Source organism: Pseudoalteromonas sp. SG43-7 (assembly GCF_014164295.1).
Taxonomy (GTDB): Bacteria; Pseudomonadota; Gammaproteobacteria; order Enterobacterales; family Alteromonadaceae; genus Pseudoalteromonas; species Pseudoalteromonas rhizosphaerae.
Genome location: NZ_JACJEY010000005.1, coordinates 22,548 through 43,410, shown reverse-complemented (window position 1 = coordinate 43,410; position 20,863 = coordinate 22,548). Strand labels below are relative to the sequence as shown.

The following is a 20,863-nucleotide window of genomic DNA, read 5'->3' as shown; positions in this document are numbered from 1 at the left end:
CATTTTATGCACTTTTAAAAAAGCACCGCTGACCCTTCACATAAGTCGCCTGAATACTAAAATCGCTGTTTAAAATAGCAAAATTCGCATGCTTACCTTCCGCTAAAGAACCAACTTGGCTGGCAATATTAAGAAATTGCGCGGGCACAATGCTGGCCATATTTATCGCCTCACGTAGCTCTACACTGCCTAATTGATGCATATTTTTAACTGCTTGCTCAAGCGTTAAAGTGCTGCCAGCTAACGAGCCGGAGGCAGTTCTCGCCACACCTTGTTGCACAACAACATCCATTTTACCCAATTTATACTCACCATCATTTAGTCCACCGGCATTGATACAATCACTGATCAAAGCTATTTTTTGTGGACCTTTTAGCTTATAGATCAGCTTTAAAATTGTAGGATGAAGATGTACACCATCTGCAATCACTTCAACAAATGCGTCATCATTCATCAATACCGCGCCGGCACAACCTGGATCACGATGATGAATGCCACGCATCCCATTAAAAACATGCACCCCACCGCATGCGCCATGCTCAAGCGCGCTTTGAGTTTGTTCATAATTGGCATCACAATGCCCCAACATCACTCTAATACCTTGCTCGGTAAGAAACTTGATTAACGCATTGGCTCCGGGCTTTTCTGGCGCCAACGCAACCACTTTTAAGCTGCCATTGGCTGCATTAATCATCGCTTCTAGATGCGACTGCGATAGCTCTAAAAAGTAATCTTGATTGTGCGCGCCTTTATGAACTTCACTGAAAAACAGGCCCTCACTATAGCCACCTAGCACCTGTGCACCGCTAGGTTGCTGCGTGTATGCCTGACCAATTACACTCATAGCATTAAGTGTTTGTTGCCAATCGGTGGTCACAGTCGTTGCTAAAAAGCCTGTCACGCCATGCTCTGCAAGTGAGCATGAAATCGTTTCAATACTACTCATTTTACAATCAATCACATCACAACCTTCGCGACCATGAATGTGTAAATCAATTAAGCCTGGAATAATTGCAGCATTACCATAATCATCAATAGGCACACCGGCTGTAGGGTTTTGCGTAAAATGACTAATAATGCCATTTTCAACTAACATGAAGTGATTTTTAAGTACTCGTTCTTGACAATAAATTACATCAGCTTTGACGTAAAACACGGATCCAATCATGCCAGCGCTCCCACTTGTTCTTTGGCCAAAATAGCGGCACCGCGAGCGCCACTGGCATCGCCAAATTCAGCAAGCACTATTTTTGGCACCCGAATATCAGCAAATACATACGGTACGATTGCCTCTTCAAGCTTGCTCATTAGTTCATCAACTAAAGACATACCGCCACCAACTACAATCACCTCAGGGTCATAGGCCATAATAATTGCCGCAAAAGTACTGCCAATTAAATCCAAATAACAGGCAAAGCTTTGTTGGCAAAATACGTCGCCTTTTCTCAACCCTTCAACAATTTCAAAAGTAGTTAATACTTCGCCAGAAAAGTGCTGGTAAATTCTCGCCAAGCCAGGGCCTGCAATATAACTTTCAATGCACCCTGTTAAACCACAGCCACATTTTAAAATAGGTAACTGGTACTTCTGCTGTAACACTGCAGAAAGTGCGTAATGACCGTATTCACCTGCAATTCCCTGGGCGCTTTTATACAATTGACCATCAATACACAGCCCACCACCCGCACCAGTACCAAGAATTGCACCGAACACCCGGGTATGTTGCAAGCCAACGCTGCTGCGCGCTTCTGAGAGTGCAAAACAGCGGCAATCGTTTTCGATCGCAACCGGGCGATTTATTAACTGAGCTAAATCTTGCGCGGCATTTTTACCGGTCGCATGAGGCACGTTAGCCGACAGTACTTGTTGGTTCGCATTAACAATGCCAGGCATACCAATACCGACCGCACCGTGACATTGATATTTATGATCGGCACTTAAAATCATACCTACTAACGCATTTAGAAAGTCTTGATAACTATTTTGCGGAGTCGCAATGCGCCATGATTCAAGTTGCTTTAATGATGCGTCAAATACAGCAAGTTCAATTTTACTACCGCCAATATCAATGCCATAAATATACTGCTTAGTCATTAATATCACCTTGTTTTAGCGGGTAAATCGTCACCCCTTGCACCACTCGGTTTACTTCACCAGTTGGGCATGGGTTATCTACTGTAATGCCTAATTGCCACGCTTTATAGAACGACATTATTTGCGCGCAGACCATATAATATAAGCCATTAAATACATCGTCTAATTGCTGCATCACCGCGTCATCTGGCAGCGCCAAGGCATGAACATCAATAGCTTTATTATCGCTACGTAACTCATTCAACAAATCAATATCGTACTGCTTGGTATAGGTATTAGTTGAGCCAAATAAAATAATTAAGGTTTTATCATCAACCAATGATTTTGGGCCGTGACGAAAACCAAGCGGGGATTCAAAATACCCCATAACTTGACCCGCACTTAATTCTAATAATTTTAATGCTGATTCTTGCGCATAGCCTTTTAAGGATCCTGCGCCTAAATACACTAAGCGATGCATAGGCAGTTCAGCCAATGCTTTTAGTTCAGCTAATTTTCCAGCAATATTTTTTTCAACCGCTTCTGCAATAGTTAAAACAGCGTTATCTGCATCACTAAATATTGCCACACTTGCCACCAACATTGAGGTAAAACTACTGGTCATAGCGAAGCTGTGATCAAGTGTTTGCGTAGGCATCAATAACGAGAAATAGTTTTCATCTTGCGCTGCTTGTTTATGCAGTGCTCCATCGGGGTTACAAGTAATAAATAGATGCGCGCAGTGTTTTACATAGTTATTCACTACATCAACAGCGGCAACACTTTCAGGACTATTGCCAGAGCGTGCAAATGACACTAATAAAGTTGACTTATTTGGCTGTAAATACTGCTCTGGGCAGGCAACAAGCTCTGTACTACTAACACTTCGACAAGCAATATCCAATTGTTGATTCAAGTAACCAACAACCGCCTCACCAACATAAGCTGAGGTACCGGCACCGGTAAAAATTATTTGCGCATTTGGCTTATCTAATATGCCCGCAAGCCAACTATCTAGCTGCGCTCGTGCAGCTTTTACAATACTGAGCGTTGCTCGCCAACAATCGGGCTGCTGCATAATTTCTTTTGCAGTCCATAAACTATTTTTAGCTTCTAAAAGGGTTTCATCAATTGCTAAATAACTAGACATTACTACCTCACTTACGTCTATTGTTGTTTAAAACACGCATCTGCGTAGCGACTGGTTACTTGCATTATGTGATGAAGTACCAAAGATTTAGGGCTGTTTTGCAGGGTGTTATTTCGCACTGCAAGATACTGCAATGGCATATATTGGCTTAGTAACGGCAGTGGTATCGGTTGTTTTTGTAAATTACTAAATAGCTTATCAACGGCAGCTTGATTGCCTTGTTGTCCCCAGTAATAACGGATTCGGTCACTAAAACTAAAGCGACGATAAAGTTGCTGCACTGATTTATCAACTTGATAAAAACGCTGCCAATTTTTCGGAAACTGCTGCATATCAGCATCAATAACAGTGCGTATATGTGAACATTGCTCAGTGTCTATTAGCGCATCTTCAATATGGCTTAATGCAAATAATGCCTCACGCAAAGCAAAGGTAAGCTCTGGGCCCACTTTCAAAATCGCAAAATGATCATTTACTAATTGTTGATACGCGATGGGCGTTTGATAATCAGTTGAATGTGCTTCAAAGGCAATGCCATCAACGGCCTTTATATATTGCTTTAGCTGTTGCGCTTTAGTGCTATCATAATCAAATACTTGCGTGTTATCGAATTCCACACCTGGCTGTACAACCAAGCCAACTACTCGCTGCCATGCCGATGATAACCCCTGCTGTAAAAATGCATCGTGATGCAATGCCAATGTACTAGCAACATGGTCAGTTTCTGTGACTGCAAGCGTATCTATTTGCTCATCGGCACCACCGGGCGGCGGCACCTCAGTACCAATAACATAAACTAAGTCACTGCGACCAAAGGTATCTAATGCTGTTTGTTCAGCCACTGCACACAACTGCGCCGCACGTGTTGCAACTGTTTCATCTGCTAAAATTAATTCATCATCGGCGCAGCGCATACTGGTGTCTAAGTGAATTTTTTTGAATCCTGCACCAACATAACTGGCGATCAACTGCTCAGCTTTTTGCATCGCCGATTCAGCGCTTTCATCACACCAACACACAGGGCCTAAATGGTCACCGCCAAGGATCAGCTTATCAATTGCAAACTCTTGCTTTGTCGCCAGCTGCTCAATAAATGCCATAAAATCAGCAGGTAACATACCCGTATAACCACCAAACTGATTGACCTGATTAGCGGTTGCTTCGATTAATAAATAACTATTATCTTGTTTGGCTTGCAATATGGCAGCTTCTAGCACCAATGGATGAGCCGAACAAACGGCATAAATACCCTGTTTTTCACCGCGTTTATTCGCTGCGATTAATTGCTGTAATATCGTCATTGCAAGCCTCTTCGTTAGATAATCTTTGTTTAGTTATGAAAGTTAAAGATCGAGAATATGTAACCGCACACCTGCATCTTCGAGCGCGGTTTTTATCTCTGCTGGAATTCCACTGTCTGTAACCAGTACGTTTATTTCACTGGCGGCAATAATTTTATGCACGCCTTTACGATTAAATTTACTAGAATCTGTTACTACTATGATCTCTCGCGATACTTCACACATCACCCGATTTAGCAGAGCTTCAAGCTCAAAGTGCGTTGTAATACCAATATCTTTTTCAAAGCCATCAACACCCAAAATTAACTTATCAAAGTGATATTGTTGTAAGTGCTGTTCAGCTTGGCGGCCATAAAATGACAGTGATTTTTTACGTAGCGTGCCACCAGTCATTAACACTTCAACCGATGGCGCATTAAGTAGTGAGTGCGCCACATTTAAGCCATTGGTCATGACAACTACGCCGTGGTGGCTGGTTAGATTTTTAGCGACTTCTTCAGTTGTTGTCCCTGAGTCTAAAATAATCGATTCACCATCCTTAATTAGACTCGCTGCAAATTTACCTAAGCGCTCTTTAATACCGCGATTTGCATCGTGTTTTTCTTTTAATGATAATTCTTGAGTTAAGCGATTACTGGCAACTGCACCACCACGGGACCGTACCAACAATCCTTTTTCATCCAACTCATTTAAGTCGTTACGGATAGTTACCGTTGAAACACCAAACAACTGAGCCAACTCAGGAACCTGCACCCGCTCTTGTTTGTAGACCAATTGCACAATCTCATGACGCCTTTCGATAGTGTTAAGCATGTCCGCTCTCTTTCATTGTTAACTTTCATTCATTGTACGCAGCTTTCGTTTACTTTCAATTCAATTTTTTTACATTTATCTTTAAACATTAAAAAACGCAATTAAGCCACTGTAAATAAAGACTTTAAAATAAAAAATAAAAACAACACCCTTTAAAATGAAAGCAAACGAAAGATTTTTATCTTGCATTGACATTTTGTTGTGTGTACAAATAAAAGCCTGCGAAAACAAATTTACAAATAATAAACAATAAGGGCAATGTTATGGGCGATCTCAACCGTAGACGATTTTTACAATCAATGGCCGCAATTGCAGCAACCAGCGCGGCTTTGGGTTGTGCTTCTACCACCAATTCCAAATCGATATTAAGAACCGCACAACAAGGACGTTCAACCCTTGGCTTAACTGTGCCAAAAATGGACGTAGTAAGGGTTGGTTTTATTGGCGTGGGTGAACGTGGTGTTGGTGCTGTTAAGCATTTTTGTCATCTCGATGGCGTTGAAATTAAAGCAATTTGTGATACCCATCAGGCCGTTGTAGACAGGGCCGTGAAGATTGTTGTTGATAAAGGTTTAAAAAAACCAGACACCTATGGCAAAAACGATCACGATTACCGCCGTATGCTAGAACGCCAAGATATTGATATTGTTATTATTTCAACACCATGGCAGTGGCATACGCCGATGGCTGTCGATACCATGGAAAGCGGCAAGCATGCTTTTGTTGAAGTACCAGCAGCAGTGACTGTAGAAGAGGCATGGCAACTAGTAAACACCTCTGAGCGAACTCAGAAAAACTGCATGATGTTGGAAAATGTTTGCTACGGACGCGACGAATTAATGGTTCTTAATATGGTTCGCCAAGGCGTTTTTGGTGAATTGTTGCATGGTGAAGCAGCATATATCCATGAGCTACGCTGGCAAATGAAAGAAATTGACCATAAAACAGGTTCTTGGCGTACACCATGGCATGCAGCAGTTAATGGTAATTTATACCCAACTCATGGCTTAGGCCCTGTTTCACAATACATGAATATCAATCGTGGCGATCGTTTTGACTATATAAGCTCGATGAGCTCGCCATCATTAGGCCGTGCAGCCTACGCTAAAAAAGAATTCCCCGCAGATCATAGCCGCAACAAACTTAACTATATTGCGGGTGATATGAATACCAGCATTATTAAAACGGTTAAAGGTCGCAGCATTATGGTGCAACACGATACCACCACCCCTCGCCCTTATTCTCGTCATAACTTAATTCAAGGCACTAACGGTGTGTTTGCTGGCTTTCCAAATAGGATCGCACTTGAGCAAGGTGGCAGTAAAAGCTATCACGAGTGGGATTACGACATGGCTGATTGGTATAACAAATACGATCATCCGCTCTGGCAAAAAATGGGCGCTGAGGCTGAACGCAACGGCGGCCATGGTGGCATGGACTTCTTGATGTTTTGGCGGATTATTTTTTGCCTACGCAATGGCGAACCACTTGATCAAGATGTGTATGACGCAGCCGCATGGTCAGCTGTTTTCCCGCTATCTGTTGATTCTGTAGCCGATAGAAGTAACAGCAAAGACTTCCCAGATTTCACCCGTGGTCTTTGGCAGCAAGCAAAACCACTTGGCATTATTTCGTAATTAACCTCACGCGTGTTGGAGAAAAATACACTCAACACGCGTGGCAATAACTCAATAAAAAAACAACCATCAACAAGTAAAATACAGGTAACTATTATGAAAGCACAACTAAAACTGTCCACACTGTTTTTGTCTATGAGCGCCATCTTCAGTGGCACCTCGCTGGCAGCTGATGAAGACAAAAAAAAAGAAAAAGAAGCCGAAGCAGAGCAAGTCGAAGTAATTGAAGTTAGAGGTGTTCGCTCGAGTATTAAAGAATCCCTGTATTTAAAACAACAAGCTGTGGGGGTTATGGATGCTATCGTTGCTGAAGATATCGGTAAGTTTCCCGACCAAAACATTGCCGAGGCATTGCAACGGATGACGGGGATTGCAATTACGCGTAACGGCGGCGAGGGCCAAAATGTTACCGTGCGAGGTTTAGGTGGTGACTACAACGTTACCACCGTTAATGGCCGACGCATGGCATCAGAGCATTCTAGCCGTAACTTTAATTTTGATTTAATCGCCCCCGAAATAGTCCAATCCCTCGAAGTATACAAATCCCCACAAAGTAAAACACAAGAAGGCGGCATTGGCTCAGTTATCAATATCAAAACCCGCAAACCTTTGGATTTAGATGGTTTCACTTTATCAGGCAGTGCCAAAGGCATTTATGAAGAACGTACTGGCGACACCAATCCACAAGCTTCGTTTTTAATTAGTGATACCTTTTTTGATAATACCTTTGGAGCGCTGTTTACAGCGGTATATTCTGAACGTACACAGCGTGAAGACTCTTATGAAGGTGAAGGTTTTTATGATCCAGACGAGAATGTTGATGTACGTATCCCAATCGATAGTAACGGTAACGGCAAGCTTGAAGATAATGAGCAATCATACCCATCGATTATTCCAGGCTATGTACGTTATTCAAATTGGCAGGATACGCGTGAGCGACTGGGTGCAAGCTTAGCGCTGCAATGGCGCCCGTCAGATAGTATAGATGTTAACTTTGACAGCATGTACTCACAATACGAAACCAATGGTGAGCAATATCAAATTTCATTTGTAACCTATGATGAATCTTGGACACCGGGGATCCCCGCTATCGGTGAAGTAAAGTTCAATGAAGATGGTAATGCTAATTATGTAGAACTAGTTGATGGCGCAATGGCTGAGCTGTTAAATGTGTCTGTGCCACGTAATACAGATACTTGGCAATGGGGTTTTAATACGGTTTGGTATGCCACAGAGAGCTTAACGGTTGATTTAGATATTTCACAGTCACAAGCTAAAAATGTCAGCAATGGTAACAATCGTTTTATTGTTGCACGTGGTTTTGTTGATGGTATCACTATCGACCAAACCGGTAGTAATATGCTGCCAGATGTGACCATGACCCCAGCACTGAGTGCAGAACAACCTTTTGGTGCGCATTACAGCTACAATTCAGGCACCGATGTGAAAGACCAAATAGAAGAGGTGCGCTTAGCAGCAACCTATATTCCCTCTTTTGAACTAGTGAAAGATATTCAATTTGGCGTTCATTACGGCAAACAAACCAAAGAACGCAGTGTTTATAAATCAAAAAATGCATCAATGTTCAGTAATGGTGGCGCTTATTTTAAAAACTCAGAATACGACAGTTTTGACGACTCAAGTGTTGAAGAGCTAGGCGGCTTAAACCTATTTCGTTTACCAGCAGATGTACTCGTGCCAGCTAACTTTGATAACTTCTTAGATGGTGAGCCTGGTAAACATCCGGATCCATGGGCAAGCTTTAATTACGACAAACTGTATGCTTTTTATGAATCAATTAATCCACAAGCGGCGCAAGATAAAATTGTCGCAAAGAACAGCCCAAAGGATTCATTCGCCCTTACTGAGCAGACCTTAGCGGCTTTTGTTGAAGCAAATCTACAAGGCGATATTGCTAAACTGCCTTTTGCACTAAACATGGGCGTCCGTGTAATACAAACCGATGTCACATCAGATGGTTACATCTTTGATGTTGATAATGTTCGTTACAATATAACCGAAAAAGATGGCGCATTAAGCTATCGCGTTGAGGGTGAAATTGAAGATTATTACACCCGCTCCACCACTGAAGAAAGCTACACCGACGTACTACCGAGCTTAAACTTTAAATTGCATCTACGTGATGACTTACTCTATCGTTTTAGTGCGGCTAAAGTAATCACACGGCCAAACTTAGATTATCTATCGCCTTATAGCTACTTAGATTTTAATAATGCCGAATACCATGCCTCAAACCCGGGTATTAAGCCACTAAGAGCCAATCAAATAGATACGACGATTGAATGGTATTTCTCTGACTATGGTGCACTAACCTTTGCAGCCTACTATAAAGACATAGAATCAGTGATTGCCCGCGGCCGAGTAGGCACTGCGCAAGTGGGTAATTATTTTAAAGATGGAGTGGCTGTAGAAGGCCCAGTTTTTACAAAAATCTCACCTACATCGGAAAAAGGCGCAACAATTTTAGGCTTTGAAACAGCTTATCAGCAGTCTTTTGACGAAATACTTCCAGCACCATTCGATGGCCTGGGTGTACAAATAAACTATACTTTCACAGACAGCAGCTATGACGACGAAGAGCTAAATGATCTGCCATTTGTGGGGATGTCTGAGCACTCGTATAACGCGGTTATTTATTATGAAAAAGGTGATTATCAAACCCGTATTGCTTATAACTGGCGCGACGACTACTTAGTCTATCCTGATGCATGGGGCGGACCAGAATGGGCGGCAGACTACGGCCAATACGATTTCAGTGCCAGTTACAATATCACTGAGAAAGTGCGAGTTGATTTAAGCGTAACCAACTTAACCAATGAAAGACAGTGGTCATACGTAAAAACAGAAGAACAAATTCGTCGCTTAGCGCGCTATGGTCGCTCGATTAGCCTTGGCTTTTCAGCATCATTTTAAGCTTATACCCACACCACCTCAAGATGCAGAATTCACATCTTAAGGAGGCTTGGGTATACCCTCTTATATTAGCGCCGTTTGTCGGCGCTTTTTATGGAGCTCACTATGAGAGTTTTACTATTTATTGGTTCATTATTATGGACTTCATTTTCGCCATTTGCAGTGGCAAACCAAACCACGGATTACTTTATTCCCAGTTATGGTAATAGTGCTACTAGCCATAGTATCGCAGCAAATAAAAAACTGATTAGTGATGTGGGGATCACGCACTGGCAAGACTCTGCAATACCAGTTAATCACTACTTTTACCTGCCAACAAAAGCGGCTTTTAATTTAAAGTTGCGCGTAAAAGTTGCAGGCGATCGCAGCCAGCTTAAAGTCGACTTTAATCAACAGAGTCAGTTAATTACGCTCACTAATCAGCAATTTCAAGATATCGATCTTGGCGAGTTTCTGCCAGATCAAATCGGATACCAACAGTTGCAACTTACCGGTATCGCTAAAACAGCTGACACCTTTGCTGATATTCAAGGTCTTATTGTCACGCTAGATAAAGAGTCGGCGGCGCCTTTATATGTAAAAGATGATATTTATTGGGGTCGTCGCGGGCCTTCCGTGCATTTAAACTATCCCATACCTGACAAGACTAAAAACTATCAATGGTTCTATTCAGAGCTGAGCGTACCACAAGGGTATGATCATCAAGGCTCGTATTTTATGGCCAATGGTTTTGCAGAGGGTTACTTTGGTATGCAAGTAAACTCTGACACTGAACGCCGAGTATTATTTTCAGTATGGAGTCCTTTTCAGACCGATGATCCAGCTGCTATTCCTGTGGAAATGCGTATTCAGCAATTAGCTAAAGGACATGATGTGTATACCGGTAAGTTTGGTAATGAAGGTTCTGGCGGGCAAAGCTATTTAGTATTCCCTTGGCAAGCAGAACAAACCTACCGCTTTTTATTGAAAGTAAATCCGACTGAAAACCTTGCTAATCATACCGACTACAGCGCATATTTTTATGACCCTATCGCCGCAAAGTGGCTGTTCATTGCTTCATTTAGACGCCCTAGTACAGATACATATGTGGCAAGGCCACACAGCTTCTTAGAAAACTTCATCCCTGATGCAGGGCAATTCGAGCGCAAAGCGTTATACAGTAATCAGTGGCTCAGAGATACTCAAGGCCAATGGCACTCTCTTGATAAAGCACAATTTACTTATGATGCAACGGCTGCCAAGCAATCGAGAATGGATTATCAAGGAGGCACTGAAAACGCAGGTTTTTACTTACGCAATACTGGCTTTTTTACAGGCCCTACTAAATTACACAGTGAATTTGAACGCCCAGTTGGTCAAGCGCCTGAGGTAGACTTAAGCGCTTTGCCAGATAACTAAGCCATTTTATAACAGCGCTCTGGCCGACCTATGCTGCCATAGCTTTGGTCGGCACTGACTTGCTCTGCCTCTAGTAAATATTCTAAGTAACGGCGTGCAGTTGAGCGACTTACTCCTACAAGATCGCCCATTTGCTGTGCTGTAAAAGGCGTTTTTTTGTGCTCTTTAAATGCATCAATAATCTTTTTTAAAGTAAGCTGATCAACCCCTTTCGGCAGTCTAACCGGTGCTTTACTTTGTTCGCTTGAGCCAAATAAAGTGTCGACCATAGATTGGGTCACCTCGTTAGCATCAGACAAACACTGCTGGCGTGACTCAAATCGCGCTAACGCCTGATCAAGTCGATTAAGCATCAAAGGTTTAACCAAAAAATCACAGGCCCCTAACTGCATTGCCTTTTCAAGAGTTTCGACTTCTTTGGCGGCAGTCAGTAGCATCACTTCGCTTTTAATTGAGCGCCGACGCAAGTCTGTTAATAACTCAAGGCCATTGCCATCTGGTAGATGGATATCAAGTAAGATCAAATCGGGCTCTATCGCCTGTAATAGCGCGGTAGCAGTACTTAAGTTTGCTGCAATACCAACTACCTGATACTGACCTTGACGCAAGCTTTGTCGCGCAGTTTGGTTCCCCGCAACCCCATTCGGTAAAAGCAGGTATTGAGCAAGAAGTTGTGCAACTTCGAGCTCATCTTCGATGATAACTACTGAATATGTCATTTTTATTACTCATTTTAGCGTTGCAATGTTAGCCCATTTACTTTTATTGTTGTTTGCTTGGCCACTGCTTATTAGCCTAAATTACCTTAGGGTTATTTAGGAATATAGACGCTTAATCGCGCGCCTTTTAAATCTGACTCACCAATTTCTAAACTACCACCACACGAATCTAAATTAGTTTTCACTAAATATAAACCAATGCCATGCTCTGCCCCTGCTTTTGAACTGTATTGTGGGGTAAATATCACTTCATGGTCGTTACCCAAGCCAAAACCACTGTCTTCGACATCAAACAATAATGTCTTACTCGTTTCATCAACCGTGACTCGTACATGAGGTTCTCGATCTTTACTGGCTCTGATCGCCGCATCAATGGCGTTATCAATTAAGTTGCCCAAGATTGATACTACTCGTTCTAACATTTCAGTACGTGCGATGGCACCAAGTAAACTTTCTGGGTTTAATTCCAATACTACGTTTAACTCGCGGGCTTTATGGTATTTACCCACCAGCAAACCGGCTAACACAGGATCTTGAATACGTTCTAATAAATGGTGGATCTGTGCTTGTGAACCTTGGCTTTCTTGGCCGATCAATTCGATTGCTTGCTCATTTTTACCCATTTGAATAAGCGCCCCAATTAGATTTAGCTTATTCGAATAGTCATGGGTTTGCACCCTCAACAACTCGGCAAATGCTTGTACTTTAGTAAGTTGCTGGCTCAAGTATTCAAGCTCATCAGCTGGGCGCAGAGTGAGTAAAATACCATCCGCCTGCCCTTGCACTTGCAATGAAAAACGCGACAACACCAAACGTTTATCCGCAGCAAACAACTCAAAGCCAACCATTTTACGACGCTGATTTCGTAATAAAAACTCAGCATGCTCTGGCAGTAAATCTTTCAGAGTTAATGACTGATTAATACAGGCGACTGGTTTATCTAAAATTTCGCAAGCACGCTGAGTCAGTTTGCGTACTCGTCCGTCGGGATCAAGTGCAATAACACCGCTACGCATGGTATTTAAAATAGCGTCCTGCTCTGAAAACAACCTCGCTATTTCATCTGGTTGCAAACCAAAGATGGCATTTCTTACTCGCTGACCAATAAAGATAGCGGCAATAATACTCAAAGCAACTAACAACAAACCCCAAATCATAATTTCAACAATCCGCTCACGGATCAACGGCTCAACCGATTGCACTAAAAAACCGACCGAGACCAAACCAATAATATTTTGTTGCTCATCGTATACCGGCACTTTACCGCGAATGGATTCACCTAAGCTGCCCTGCGCCACTGAAATATAACGCTCGCCGTGTAACGCGTCTTGGCTATCACCGCCAACCATTTTTTTACCGAGTTTATTGCTATCTGGATGGACGATTCGATGCGCATTTTTATCACCAATAACAATAAAATCTGCGCCAGTTAGCTGGCGCAGATTTTCTATTTCTTGGTTGATTGCCACCAAGTTACTAGGGTTCTTTAAAGCTTTAACGACATCATCGCTTGATGCAATACTCGTCGCCACAGCGAGTGCTTTGTCACCAATGTGATCATGCAAACTTTGTGCGGTAATTCGATACACCAAACCGCCAAATAACACCGCTTGTAATACACACAGCCCTGTAACCCAAATTATTAACCGCGTTTCTAAACGCTTAGGCTTTTTAACTATGTTTTGCAGCGGATTTTGCGTCTTGGTGTAGCTCATTTTTTACCTCAATTATGCATGCTCTTGCTTCACTTTGAGCGCCGCTTTATCTGCCCGGCGTTGGGTTATAAAGTCTTTTAATGGAAATAACAACACTAATATTGAGATAACAAAAATGCTCAATGTTAGTGGGCGTTCCCATAAGAAGCTTAATGAACCATCCGAGATCATCATTGAACGACGGAAGTTACGCTCAATCATGTCGCCTAAAATAAAGCCTAATAGTAATGGTGCCATTGGGAAAGCCAGTAATCGTAATACCAACGCCACCACAGCAAAGCCAACCATCATAAATAAATCAAAAGTATTAAAGGAAACTAAATACACGCCAATTAAGCTGAAGAACAAAATCATTATCGTTAATACTGATTTTGGCATCGCTAATACTTTTGCAAAATATGGTATCAAAGGAAGATTCAAAATCAGCAATACGATGTTACCAAAATACATGCTAACGATAACCGCCCAAAATACACTTGGGTTTTCTTGCATCAGCATTGGACCTGGCTGAATACCGTAAGCAATTAAGGCACCTAACATAATAGCAGTCGTACCCGAGCCTGGAATACCTAATGTAAGTAATGGTACAAATGAACCGGTACACGCAGCATTGTTAGCTGACTCCGGTGCTGCCAAGCCTCGTAATGAACCTTTACCAAACTTTTCTTTTAAGCCTTTAGGCGCTAAGTTACGTTCCGTCGCATACGCCATAAAGCTAGCGATAGTGGCACCTGCACCCGGCAATACGCCAACAATAAAACCAAGTATAGACGAGCGGCCAATAACTGGCGCAATGTCTTTGATCTCTTCTTTGGTCAATTTAGTTGAACCGATTTGCGGTGTGTCTGAATCATTAATACTTTTAGTTTCTTTTTTCTCTGGACGCACTACATTAATAAGCGCCTCAGCCAGTGCAAAAGTAGCCATTGCCACTAATAAAAAGCTAATGCCATCAAGTAAGTCAGCTTGGCCTAACGTAAAACGCTCAGTACCAGATGATGGATCAATCCCCACAGTCGCGAGCATTAAGCCAAATACTGTCATCATCATGGCTTTTAAAAATTGCCCTTTATTAGAAAACGCCGCGATCGCTGTTAAACCTAAAAACATCAGTACAACGTAATCTGGAGATTGAAAACTCAGCGATACTTTTGCCAACAAGGGGGCTGCAACCATCAATAAAATTGCGCCTATGGTTCCGCCGATAAAGGAGGAGTAAGCGGCTATCGCCAATGCTTTGCCAGCATGACCTTGTTTAGCCAGCGGATAGCCATCAAAAGAGGACGCAACTGTACCCGCCACCCCTGGGGCATTAATTAAAATAGATGATGTTGAACCGCCAAAAATTGCACCGTAATACACCCCCGCCATCAGAATCATCCCTGAATCGGCACCTATGCTATAAGTAATTGGGATCATTAACGCAATAGCAGTAATTGGCCCAAGCCCCGGAAGCATGCCGATAAAGGTACCAACAAAACAACCCACTATGACATACAATAAATTGTTCCAGTCGAGTACGGTCGACAAGCCCAGCATAATTCCATCAAACATAATTTAACTCCACAGGTTGCCAGGAACCAAATAAATACCGAGCACTTGGGTCATTAAAAACCAAAACACTACAGCAACAGGGATAGAGGCCAATAAGAGAATAGCCTTGCGGCGCTCACCCATAACAAAAAAGCCAACTAATAAAAACGCACTGGTTGAGATTAAAAAGCCAATAGGCTCAAGCGCTGCGCTATATATCACCATCAATATAAGCAACCCGATTGTTCGCAATACATGTGACTTTTCGAGCGCATTATCTTCATCAACGGCTGCAGTTGGTTTAAGTAAAGTAGCCCCGATAGAAAGCAGACAAACGATAATACCAAATGCCGCATATACTTTAGGTAAGGTGGCAGAAGTAACCGTTTCATACTCTTCAAATGGGAGTAACGGAATTTGCCATGCAACAATGGCGTAGAGGGTAAATAGCGCCAAGAATAAACTTGGCCCTAGTAGTTCGCGATTCAACATAAAAGCCTCGATTAACGTGACGTACGAATAAAGCCGAGTTCTTCCATAACAACTTTAAGCTGTGCTTCTTGCTGTTCAAGTGACTTTATAAATTGATCTTTTTCTTGGAATAGGTTTAACCAACCGTTACGTGCACGGACTACTTCCCACTCTGGAGTGGTTTGTAATTTACGTAACTTCTCGGTGTATTCTGCAAGTTTATCAGCCGGTAAATTAGGTGCCGCGAAGAAACCACGCCAATTAACAAACTCCATATCATAACCAAGTGATTTTAAGGTTGGAATTTGTGGATAATCTGGTAGTGCCTCACCAGAGGTCACAGCTAGAATGCGCGCTTGACCGCCATTAGCGACTTCTAACGCTTCGCTAAGTCCGGTAGAAAGTAAGTTAACCTCGCCAGATAACAACCCTGCTTTGGCTTTACCACCCGCGTCATAAGGGATATAACGCAAACGACGTCCGTCAAGGCCTGCCGCTTTAACTGCTTGCGCTGCAACTAAGTGATCCATGCTGCCACGTGCAGAGCCACCAGCTACTTTTACAGAGCCTGAATCTTCTTTCATTGCTGCGATCACATCCTGCCAGGTTTTAAATGGCGAATCGTTACGTACTACAAATGCACCGTAGTCGGCAATCATACTGGCAACGGGAGTTAAATCACGGTAGCTGTAAGGAATTTTACCGGTTAGTGCCCGCAACACGATAGGTGTTGAGTTAACCATTAAGATATCGCCTTTTTTAGTACCAGACTCAATCAGATAAGCGATTGCACGGCCACCGCCGCCGCCCGACATATTTTGAAAAGACGCATTATCTTCAATACCCGCTTTCACTAAACCTTCACCCACACCGCGTGCTGTGGTATCCCAGCCGCCACCAGGGCCGCCCGGTACTAAAAAGTGAATGTCAGCCATAGCAAACGGACTGCTTAGTACTAACGATGCCGCAAGTACCGTAGTTTTAAATGATTTAAATGATTTTTTAAGTAAGTTCATCTCAATTTACTCCTAAAATAAATACTGCATGCGCGCACTAAAGCCCATACCTGAGTCTTCATCACCCACTAACGCAGTTGCGCCTGGGCCCTCTACATCGCTGTAGATCAAGTTGCCCATAAATTTGATATCGCTGCTGATATAATAGGATGTGCCTAGGGTATAAGTAGTTACTTCAGTACCTTGTGTGCTACTTGTTGCATCCATTTGTGATACTCGGGCGACAAGCTCCCACGCATCTTTAATGCCTTTAGGTTGTACAAATAATGCTGAACCGGCTTTGTACCTGCGTTGCTCACCACCTAAGAAGTAGCTCGCTGATACATGAAAACCGTCATAACGCTCGCCATCAAGCGGGTCGGCGCCATTAACAGCATCGAGTGTGCGGCTTGCGTATTCAGCCTCTAGCGTTAATGCATCAGCTTGATACGCAAACTCAAGACCACTTTGCGACAAACTATCCAATGCCACGGCATTACCACCCACCGCGTAATCAACAAGACGTACATTGGCTTCACGTATTTCGCCACGGGCAAAGCGCGCACCTAACTCGTTACCACCCATATCACGGTATGAATGCCACGCACCTAAATGAATCACATCGCCTGGGGCTGCGCTTGACCAAGTAACACGTCCCGTTGCAGCGAGTGTTAGTTGATCATCTTCGTCATGACCCGTAGCACCAAAGGCATCATTTTTATAAACACCAACGGCATAACGAAAACCACTGTCTTTAAAGTATTGAGACGCTGACGCTCCCCAACGGAAGAACGGCGAAAAAGTATTGGCTAGCGTACTACGCTCTATAGTATTGGTATGCTTAGAGCTCGTTAAGCCATTTAAGGTGATGTCTTCACGGATTTTACCCGCTTTAATTTTTAGACCATTATCGAAATTATAACGAACTCGCGCCATCACGATTTCTGCTGTGCCTTCGGCAAACTCAAGCAGTAACTTGTGATCCCAGTTACCATGCTCACTTTCAACATAAGTACGGATACGACGCGCAAAAAAATCACCGCCCGCATCACCGTCATTATTCGCGTTATATGCACCATCAAAATAGTTGTAATCAAGTTGCACTCGACCACCAAATTCCAAATTAAAGCCGCTAGACTTCTTCAGCGCAGCGACTTCTTTTTGTAGTTCGTCTAGTTGCTGCTGTAATTTTTCAGTGTCATTGGCAGCGAATGCTGAGGTACTTGCTAGTGCTGCTGCAATGGCTAAAGCCAATTGTGTGTTACTTGCTTTCATTGGTTGTTCTCTCCACACCTGTTGATGATTTTGTTGTCGTTAGATGAGCGACTACACACTGCTATCTGTCTTCGAGCATAGTGTTAACGTCAGATTAACGAAATGTTTAGAATTTAAGCTGCATTGATCTGCTTAAAATGCATTTAGCGCATAAAAATCACGCACAATATGCACAAAACTACAGTTTAATAACTCGTTGATAGTAATTGATTATTTATTGAGGTTTAGCTAAAAGAGGCATCTTAAGGGGTGATAAATAATTCACCCCCTTGATAATACTTATACTTTAAAGTTGCTTACTAGGTTGTCTAACTGTTGACACTGCTGTGCCAATGCTTGGCATGCACGCTCAGCCTGATCCACTTTGTCTAGCATATTGCCACTTGATGTCGCAATACGTTGCACATTGATATTCACATCTTCACTCACTTGGCTTTGCTGCGTGGCAGCGGTGGCAATTTGCATGTTCATATCGTTAATAATGGTAACTGCGTCATTAATACGCTGCACCGATTGCGCGGCACCGCGAGAGTGCTCAATCGTTTGTTGACCGCTTTTGGTACTGGCTTGCATTGCACCAACCGCTTGATTGGTACCTTGTTGGAGCTTTTCAATCATAGCGTTGATCTCTCCGGTACTATCTTGCGTGCGACTCGCTAATGAACGCACCTCGTCAGCAACGACCGCAAAGCCTCGCCCCTGCTCACCCGCGCGCGCGGCTTCAATGGCCGCATTTAACGCTAACAAGTTTGTTTGATCAGCAATACCACGGATAACATCAAGCACAGTGGCGATATTCATTACATCTTGCTCTAAGGTGTTTATTACGTCGCTCGATGCCGAAATGTCGGTCACCAGTTGATTAATTAACGAAATGGTTTCTTCAATTGTGGCTTTTGCTACATTGGCATCATTATTAGCAGTACTTGTGGCACTGGCCGCATCATTAGCGTTTTGGCTTACGTTATCACTGGTCGTGCTCATTTCATTTACCGCAGCTGCCACTTGCTCACTTTCTATTTGCTGATTACTGGCTTCACTTAATACACTTGCAGTAATAATGCGCAAACTTTCAGTTTCATTGCGCACCTGTTCAGCCGAGCCGACAACCGCCAATACTGTGTTATGAATTTTACTGATAAAGGTATTAAACGAACGCGCAAGCGCACCCATTTCATCGTTTGACTCACTGTTTAACCGTTGCGTGAGATCGCCTTGGCCACTAGCTATGTTTTCTAATGCTAACTGCATTTTCTTTAACGGCGCCAAAATAACGGTAGACAGCAGCCAAGTTGCAGCTATTGATAAAACAAAGCTCAATACAATACCAAACTGCAAAGCAAAGCTAGCAGACTCTTGATTAGCGGTTACTTCAATTAAAGAATTTGTAAGTTTGGCATCTATTTCATCACGCATGCTAGTAACATTTTTGCGAATACGCGCTAACACTGCTTCCATATCTTGTTTATGCTCAGCTAAGTAACTAGCCGCAAGCTGGTGATCACTAAAAAGTGCTTGGTAGTAACGAGACCAAATAGCGACATCGGCTTTGATATTCGTAACCCGCTGTGCATTGATCGCATCAATGTAGCCAGACTTCACCAGCTTTAATGGGCTAGAAAGGCGCGCGTCGATACGGACTATATTATCTCGGTACTCTGCAAGCTGTACTATATAGTTTTGTTTGTCGCCTTGTCCTAGCACCATGCTCAAACCTGCCGTTTTCACCTGAAAGAGATCACGATAGCCGTCTTCAAGATCGTCCAGCACCGTTCGCACCTCTAAACTTATAAAACTGTTAAGTCGAGCTTGCTCTTTAAACGTATACAACACGTAACCCGACAACACCGAAAAAATAACTAAGGCGACGACGACAGGAATAGCAAATTTAACTCGAAAGCTAAGGTTATTTATAAATTGGCTCATTTTTATCACTTATCAGTTTGCGGGCAATGGGAGGATGTGTTTAAAAGAAAAATAGCGCTATGTACCTGAAAAAACAAATAAACTAAATGAACAAAAAGAATTAAAAAAACTAATAGCCACGACCATTCCAAGTATATTTATTAAGCCCTATAAGCCACACTCCCACTTTTAATTTTATTTTCCCAAAGCTGGGAAACTGCTTCTAACAATAAAAAAGCAAACCAAGGAATTTCAATCACTTATAGTTTGGCATGTTATTCGCTTTAGGCTATTCAATTGCCTTAACAACAAATTACCAATGCCATGGATATAGATAGCACCTTAAAACGCAGCACCAAACCGAGTCAGCGTAAAAAACTCATATTTGGTACCTTACTTATTAGCATAGCGCTTATTATTTGGCTGATTTACTCATGGCTAGCACCTACCACATTGGCGGCTAATCAACTGCAAATAGCCACCGTAACTCAAGCTGATTTTGTAATAAAAATACGTGGCTTTGGCCGTTTAAAATCAAAGTATCAGCGTTATTTAACCAATACCGATAGCGCCATGGTCGAACCTCAGCACTTCAATGTAGATTTAGGCCAGTTAGAACAAGCACTGATCAATCTAATTAAAAATGCCTTTGAAGCCGGAGGTAGAAGCGCACCTACTCTTAGCTGGCAACAACATAAAGATAAAGTTGTTATTAAGCTGCTCGATAGCGGCACTGGTATTACAAATCCTGATAACCTATTCGTGCCTTTTTATTCAACAAAAGCGCAAGGCGCGGGGATCGGTTTAGTGATCAGCCGCGAACTCATTCGTAATCAAGGTGGTCAGTTACAATTATTAGCCAATCCTGAAGGTCAAGGTACTCGTGTATTAGTTACCTTACCAAGATAATGCCCTGTATTTTATTGGCTTATAAGCCATAGCTT

16 protein-coding genes are annotated in these 20,863 nt (G+C 42.7%); 4 read left to right on the top strand and 12 right to left on the bottom strand.

Going from position 1 to position 20,863, the window contains the following annotated elements; genetic code table 11:
- Positions 1-4 precede the first annotated feature (4 nt).
- The 5 genes from nagA to agaR are packed head-to-tail and all read right to left on the bottom strand — an operon-like array spanning position 5 to position 5,337.
- On the bottom strand, positions 5-1,168 hold the full coding sequence (gene nagA, locus H5200_RS03260) for an N-acetylglucosamine-6-phosphate deacetylase (RefSeq protein ID WP_182760939.1): 1,164 nt from the start codon (positions 1,166-1,168) through the stop codon (positions 5-7).
- Positions 1,165-2,094 carry an ROK family protein gene (locus H5200_RS03255; protein ID WP_145240076.1) on the bottom strand — a complete coding sequence of 310 codons (930 nt, stop codon included), beginning with the start codon at positions 2,092-2,094 and terminating at the stop codon, positions 1,165-1,167. Before H5200_RS03255 ends, nagA begins: the two co-directional genes overlap by 4 nt.
- Positions 2,087-3,223: an SIS domain-containing protein gene (locus H5200_RS03250; protein WP_182760938.1), complete on the bottom strand. Its 1,137-nt coding sequence runs from the start codon at positions 3,221-3,223 to the stop codon at positions 2,087-2,089. Before H5200_RS03250 ends, H5200_RS03255 begins: the two co-directional genes overlap by 8 nt.
- 17 nt (positions 3,224-3,240) lie before the next feature.
- On the bottom strand, positions 3,241-4,524 hold the full coding sequence (locus H5200_RS03245; RefSeq protein WP_182760937.1) for a D-tagatose-bisphosphate aldolase, class II, non-catalytic subunit: 1,284 nt from the start codon (positions 4,522-4,524) through the stop codon (positions 3,241-3,243).
- Positions 4,525-4,566: 42 nt separating this feature from the next.
- A complete protein-coding gene (agaR, locus tag H5200_RS03240) occupies positions 4,567-5,337 on the bottom strand; it encodes a transcriptional repressor AgaR (RefSeq protein ID WP_145240083.1) in 771 nt (256 codons plus the stop codon).
- A gap of 263 nt (positions 5,338-5,600) precedes the next feature.
- Between agaR and H5200_RS03235 the strand changes: the two genes are divergently transcribed.
- The 3 genes from H5200_RS03235 to H5200_RS03225 all read left to right on the top strand — a co-directional run bounded on the left by H5200_RS03235 (position 5,601) and on the right by H5200_RS03225 (position 11,306).
- The gene (locus tag H5200_RS03235; protein ID WP_182760936.1) at positions 5,601-6,974 is read left to right on the top strand and encodes a Gfo/Idh/MocA family protein; all 1,374 of its coding nucleotides are present in this window, start codon (positions 5,601-5,603) and stop codon (positions 6,972-6,974) included.
- A 96-nt stretch (positions 6,975-7,070) separates the two neighbouring features.
- A complete protein-coding gene (locus H5200_RS03230; protein WP_145240087.1) occupies positions 7,071-9,908 on the top strand; it encodes a TonB-dependent receptor in 2,838 nt (945 codons plus the stop codon).
- Between the two features lie 105 nt (positions 9,909-10,013).
- Positions 10,014-11,306, top strand: coding sequence for a DUF3472 domain-containing protein (locus tag H5200_RS03225; protein ID WP_182735022.1), 1,293 nt, complete (start codon positions 10,014-10,016; stop codon positions 11,304-11,306).
- Here H5200_RS03225 and H5200_RS03220 read toward each other — a convergent pair.
- The 7 genes from H5200_RS03220 to H5200_RS03190 all read right to left on the bottom strand — a co-directional run bounded on the left by H5200_RS03220 (position 11,303) and on the right by H5200_RS03190 (position 19,940).
- Entirely contained in the window at positions 11,303-12,025 is a 723-nt protein-coding gene (locus H5200_RS03220) for a response regulator (protein ID WP_149982231.1), read from the bottom strand. The two genes, H5200_RS03225 and H5200_RS03220, sit on opposite strands and share 4 nt — an antisense overlap.
- Before the next feature lie 92 nt (positions 12,026-12,117).
- Positions 12,118-13,740 (bottom strand): sensor histidine kinase, encoded by a 1,623-nt coding sequence (locus H5200_RS03215; protein ID WP_145240093.1) that lies wholly within the window; start codon positions 13,738-13,740, stop codon positions 12,118-12,120.
- A 12-nt stretch (positions 13,741-13,752) separates the two neighbouring features.
- Positions 13,753-15,294, bottom strand: a complete 1,542-nt coding sequence (locus tag H5200_RS03210; RefSeq protein ID WP_182757888.1) for a tripartite tricarboxylate transporter permease — start codon at positions 15,292-15,294, stop codon at positions 13,753-13,755.
- 3 nt (positions 15,295-15,297) lie between these two features.
- The gene (locus H5200_RS03205; RefSeq protein ID WP_145240097.1) at positions 15,298-15,765 is read right to left on the bottom strand and encodes a tripartite tricarboxylate transporter TctB family protein; all 468 of its coding nucleotides are present in this window, start codon (positions 15,763-15,765) and stop codon (positions 15,298-15,300) included.
- An 11-nt stretch (positions 15,766-15,776) separates the two neighbouring features.
- Complete coding sequence (locus H5200_RS03200; protein ID WP_145240099.1) at positions 15,777-16,760, bottom strand: tripartite tricarboxylate transporter substrate binding protein; 984 nt, start codon at positions 16,758-16,760, stop codon at positions 15,777-15,779.
- Positions 16,761-16,772: 12 nt separating this feature from the next.
- The gene (locus tag H5200_RS03195) at positions 16,773-18,014 is read right to left on the bottom strand and encodes an OprO/OprP family phosphate-selective porin (protein WP_145240101.1); all 1,242 of its coding nucleotides are present in this window, start codon (positions 18,012-18,014) and stop codon (positions 16,773-16,775) included.
- A gap of 279 nt (positions 18,015-18,293) precedes the next feature.
- Positions 18,294-19,940: a methyl-accepting chemotaxis protein gene (locus tag H5200_RS03190; protein WP_182717510.1), complete on the bottom strand. Its 1,647-nt coding sequence runs from the start codon at positions 19,938-19,940 to the stop codon at positions 18,294-18,296.
- 303 nt (positions 19,941-20,243) lie between these two features.
- Here H5200_RS03190 and H5200_RS03185 point away from each other — a divergent pair, with 303 nt between their 5' ends.
- Positions 20,244-20,828 (top strand): ATP-binding protein, encoded by a 585-nt coding sequence (locus H5200_RS03185; protein WP_182760935.1) that lies wholly within the window; start codon positions 20,244-20,246, stop codon positions 20,826-20,828.
- The last annotated feature ends 35 nt before the right edge of the window (positions 20,829-20,863 follow it).

What these genes read in the sequence shown, in the direction of transcription:
- nagA (WP_182760939.1), bottom strand. Translation starts at nt 1,168, where the DNA reads ATGATTGGATCCGTGTTTTACGTCAAAGCTGATGTAATTTATTGTCAA.
- H5200_RS03255 (WP_145240076.1), bottom strand. Translation starts at nt 2,094, where the DNA reads ATGACTAAGCAGTATATTTATGGCATTGATATTGGCGGTAGTAAAATT.
- H5200_RS03250 (WP_182760938.1), bottom strand. Translation starts at nt 3,223, where the DNA reads ATGTCTAGTTATTTAGCAATTGATGAAACCCTTTTAGAAGCTAAAAAT.
- H5200_RS03245 (WP_182760937.1), bottom strand. Translation starts at nt 4,524, where the DNA reads ATGACGATATTACAGCAATTAATCGCAGCGAATAAACGCGGTGAAAAA.
- agaR (WP_145240083.1), bottom strand. Translation starts at nt 5,337, where the DNA reads ATGCTTAACACTATCGAAAGGCGTCATGAGATTGTGCAATTGGTCTAC.
- H5200_RS03235 (WP_182760936.1), top strand. Translation starts at nt 5,601, where the DNA reads ATGGGCGATCTCAACCGTAGACGATTTTTACAATCAATGGCCGCAATT.
- H5200_RS03230 (WP_145240087.1), top strand. Translation starts at nt 7,071, where the DNA reads ATGAAAGCACAACTAAAACTGTCCACACTGTTTTTGTCTATGAGCGCC.
- H5200_RS03225 (WP_182735022.1), top strand. Translation starts at nt 10,014, where the DNA reads ATGAGAGTTTTACTATTTATTGGTTCATTATTATGGACTTCATTTTCG.
- H5200_RS03220 (WP_149982231.1), bottom strand. Translation starts at nt 12,025, where the DNA reads ATGACATATTCAGTAGTTATCATCGAAGATGAGCTCGAAGTTGCACAA.
- H5200_RS03215 (WP_145240093.1), bottom strand. Translation starts at nt 13,740, where the DNA reads ATGAGCTACACCAAGACGCAAAATCCGCTGCAAAACATAGTTAAAAAG.
- H5200_RS03210 (WP_182757888.1), bottom strand. Translation starts at nt 15,294, where the DNA reads ATGTTTGATGGAATTATGCTGGGCTTGTCGACCGTACTCGACTGGAAC.
- H5200_RS03205 (WP_145240097.1), bottom strand. Translation starts at nt 15,765, where the DNA reads ATGTTGAATCGCGAACTACTAGGGCCAAGTTTATTCTTGGCGCTATTT.
- H5200_RS03200 (WP_145240099.1), bottom strand. Translation starts at nt 16,760, where the DNA reads ATGAACTTACTTAAAAAATCATTTAAATCATTTAAAACTACGGTACTT.
- H5200_RS03195 (WP_145240101.1), bottom strand. Translation starts at nt 18,014, where the DNA reads ATGAAAGCAAGTAACACACAATTGGCTTTAGCCATTGCAGCAGCACTA.
- H5200_RS03190 (WP_182717510.1), bottom strand. Translation starts at nt 19,940, where the DNA reads ATGAGCCAATTTATAAATAACCTTAGCTTTCGAGTTAAATTTGCTATT.
- H5200_RS03185 (WP_182760935.1), top strand. Translation starts at nt 20,244, where the DNA reads ATGGATATAGATAGCACCTTAAAACGCAGCACCAAACCGAGTCAGCGT.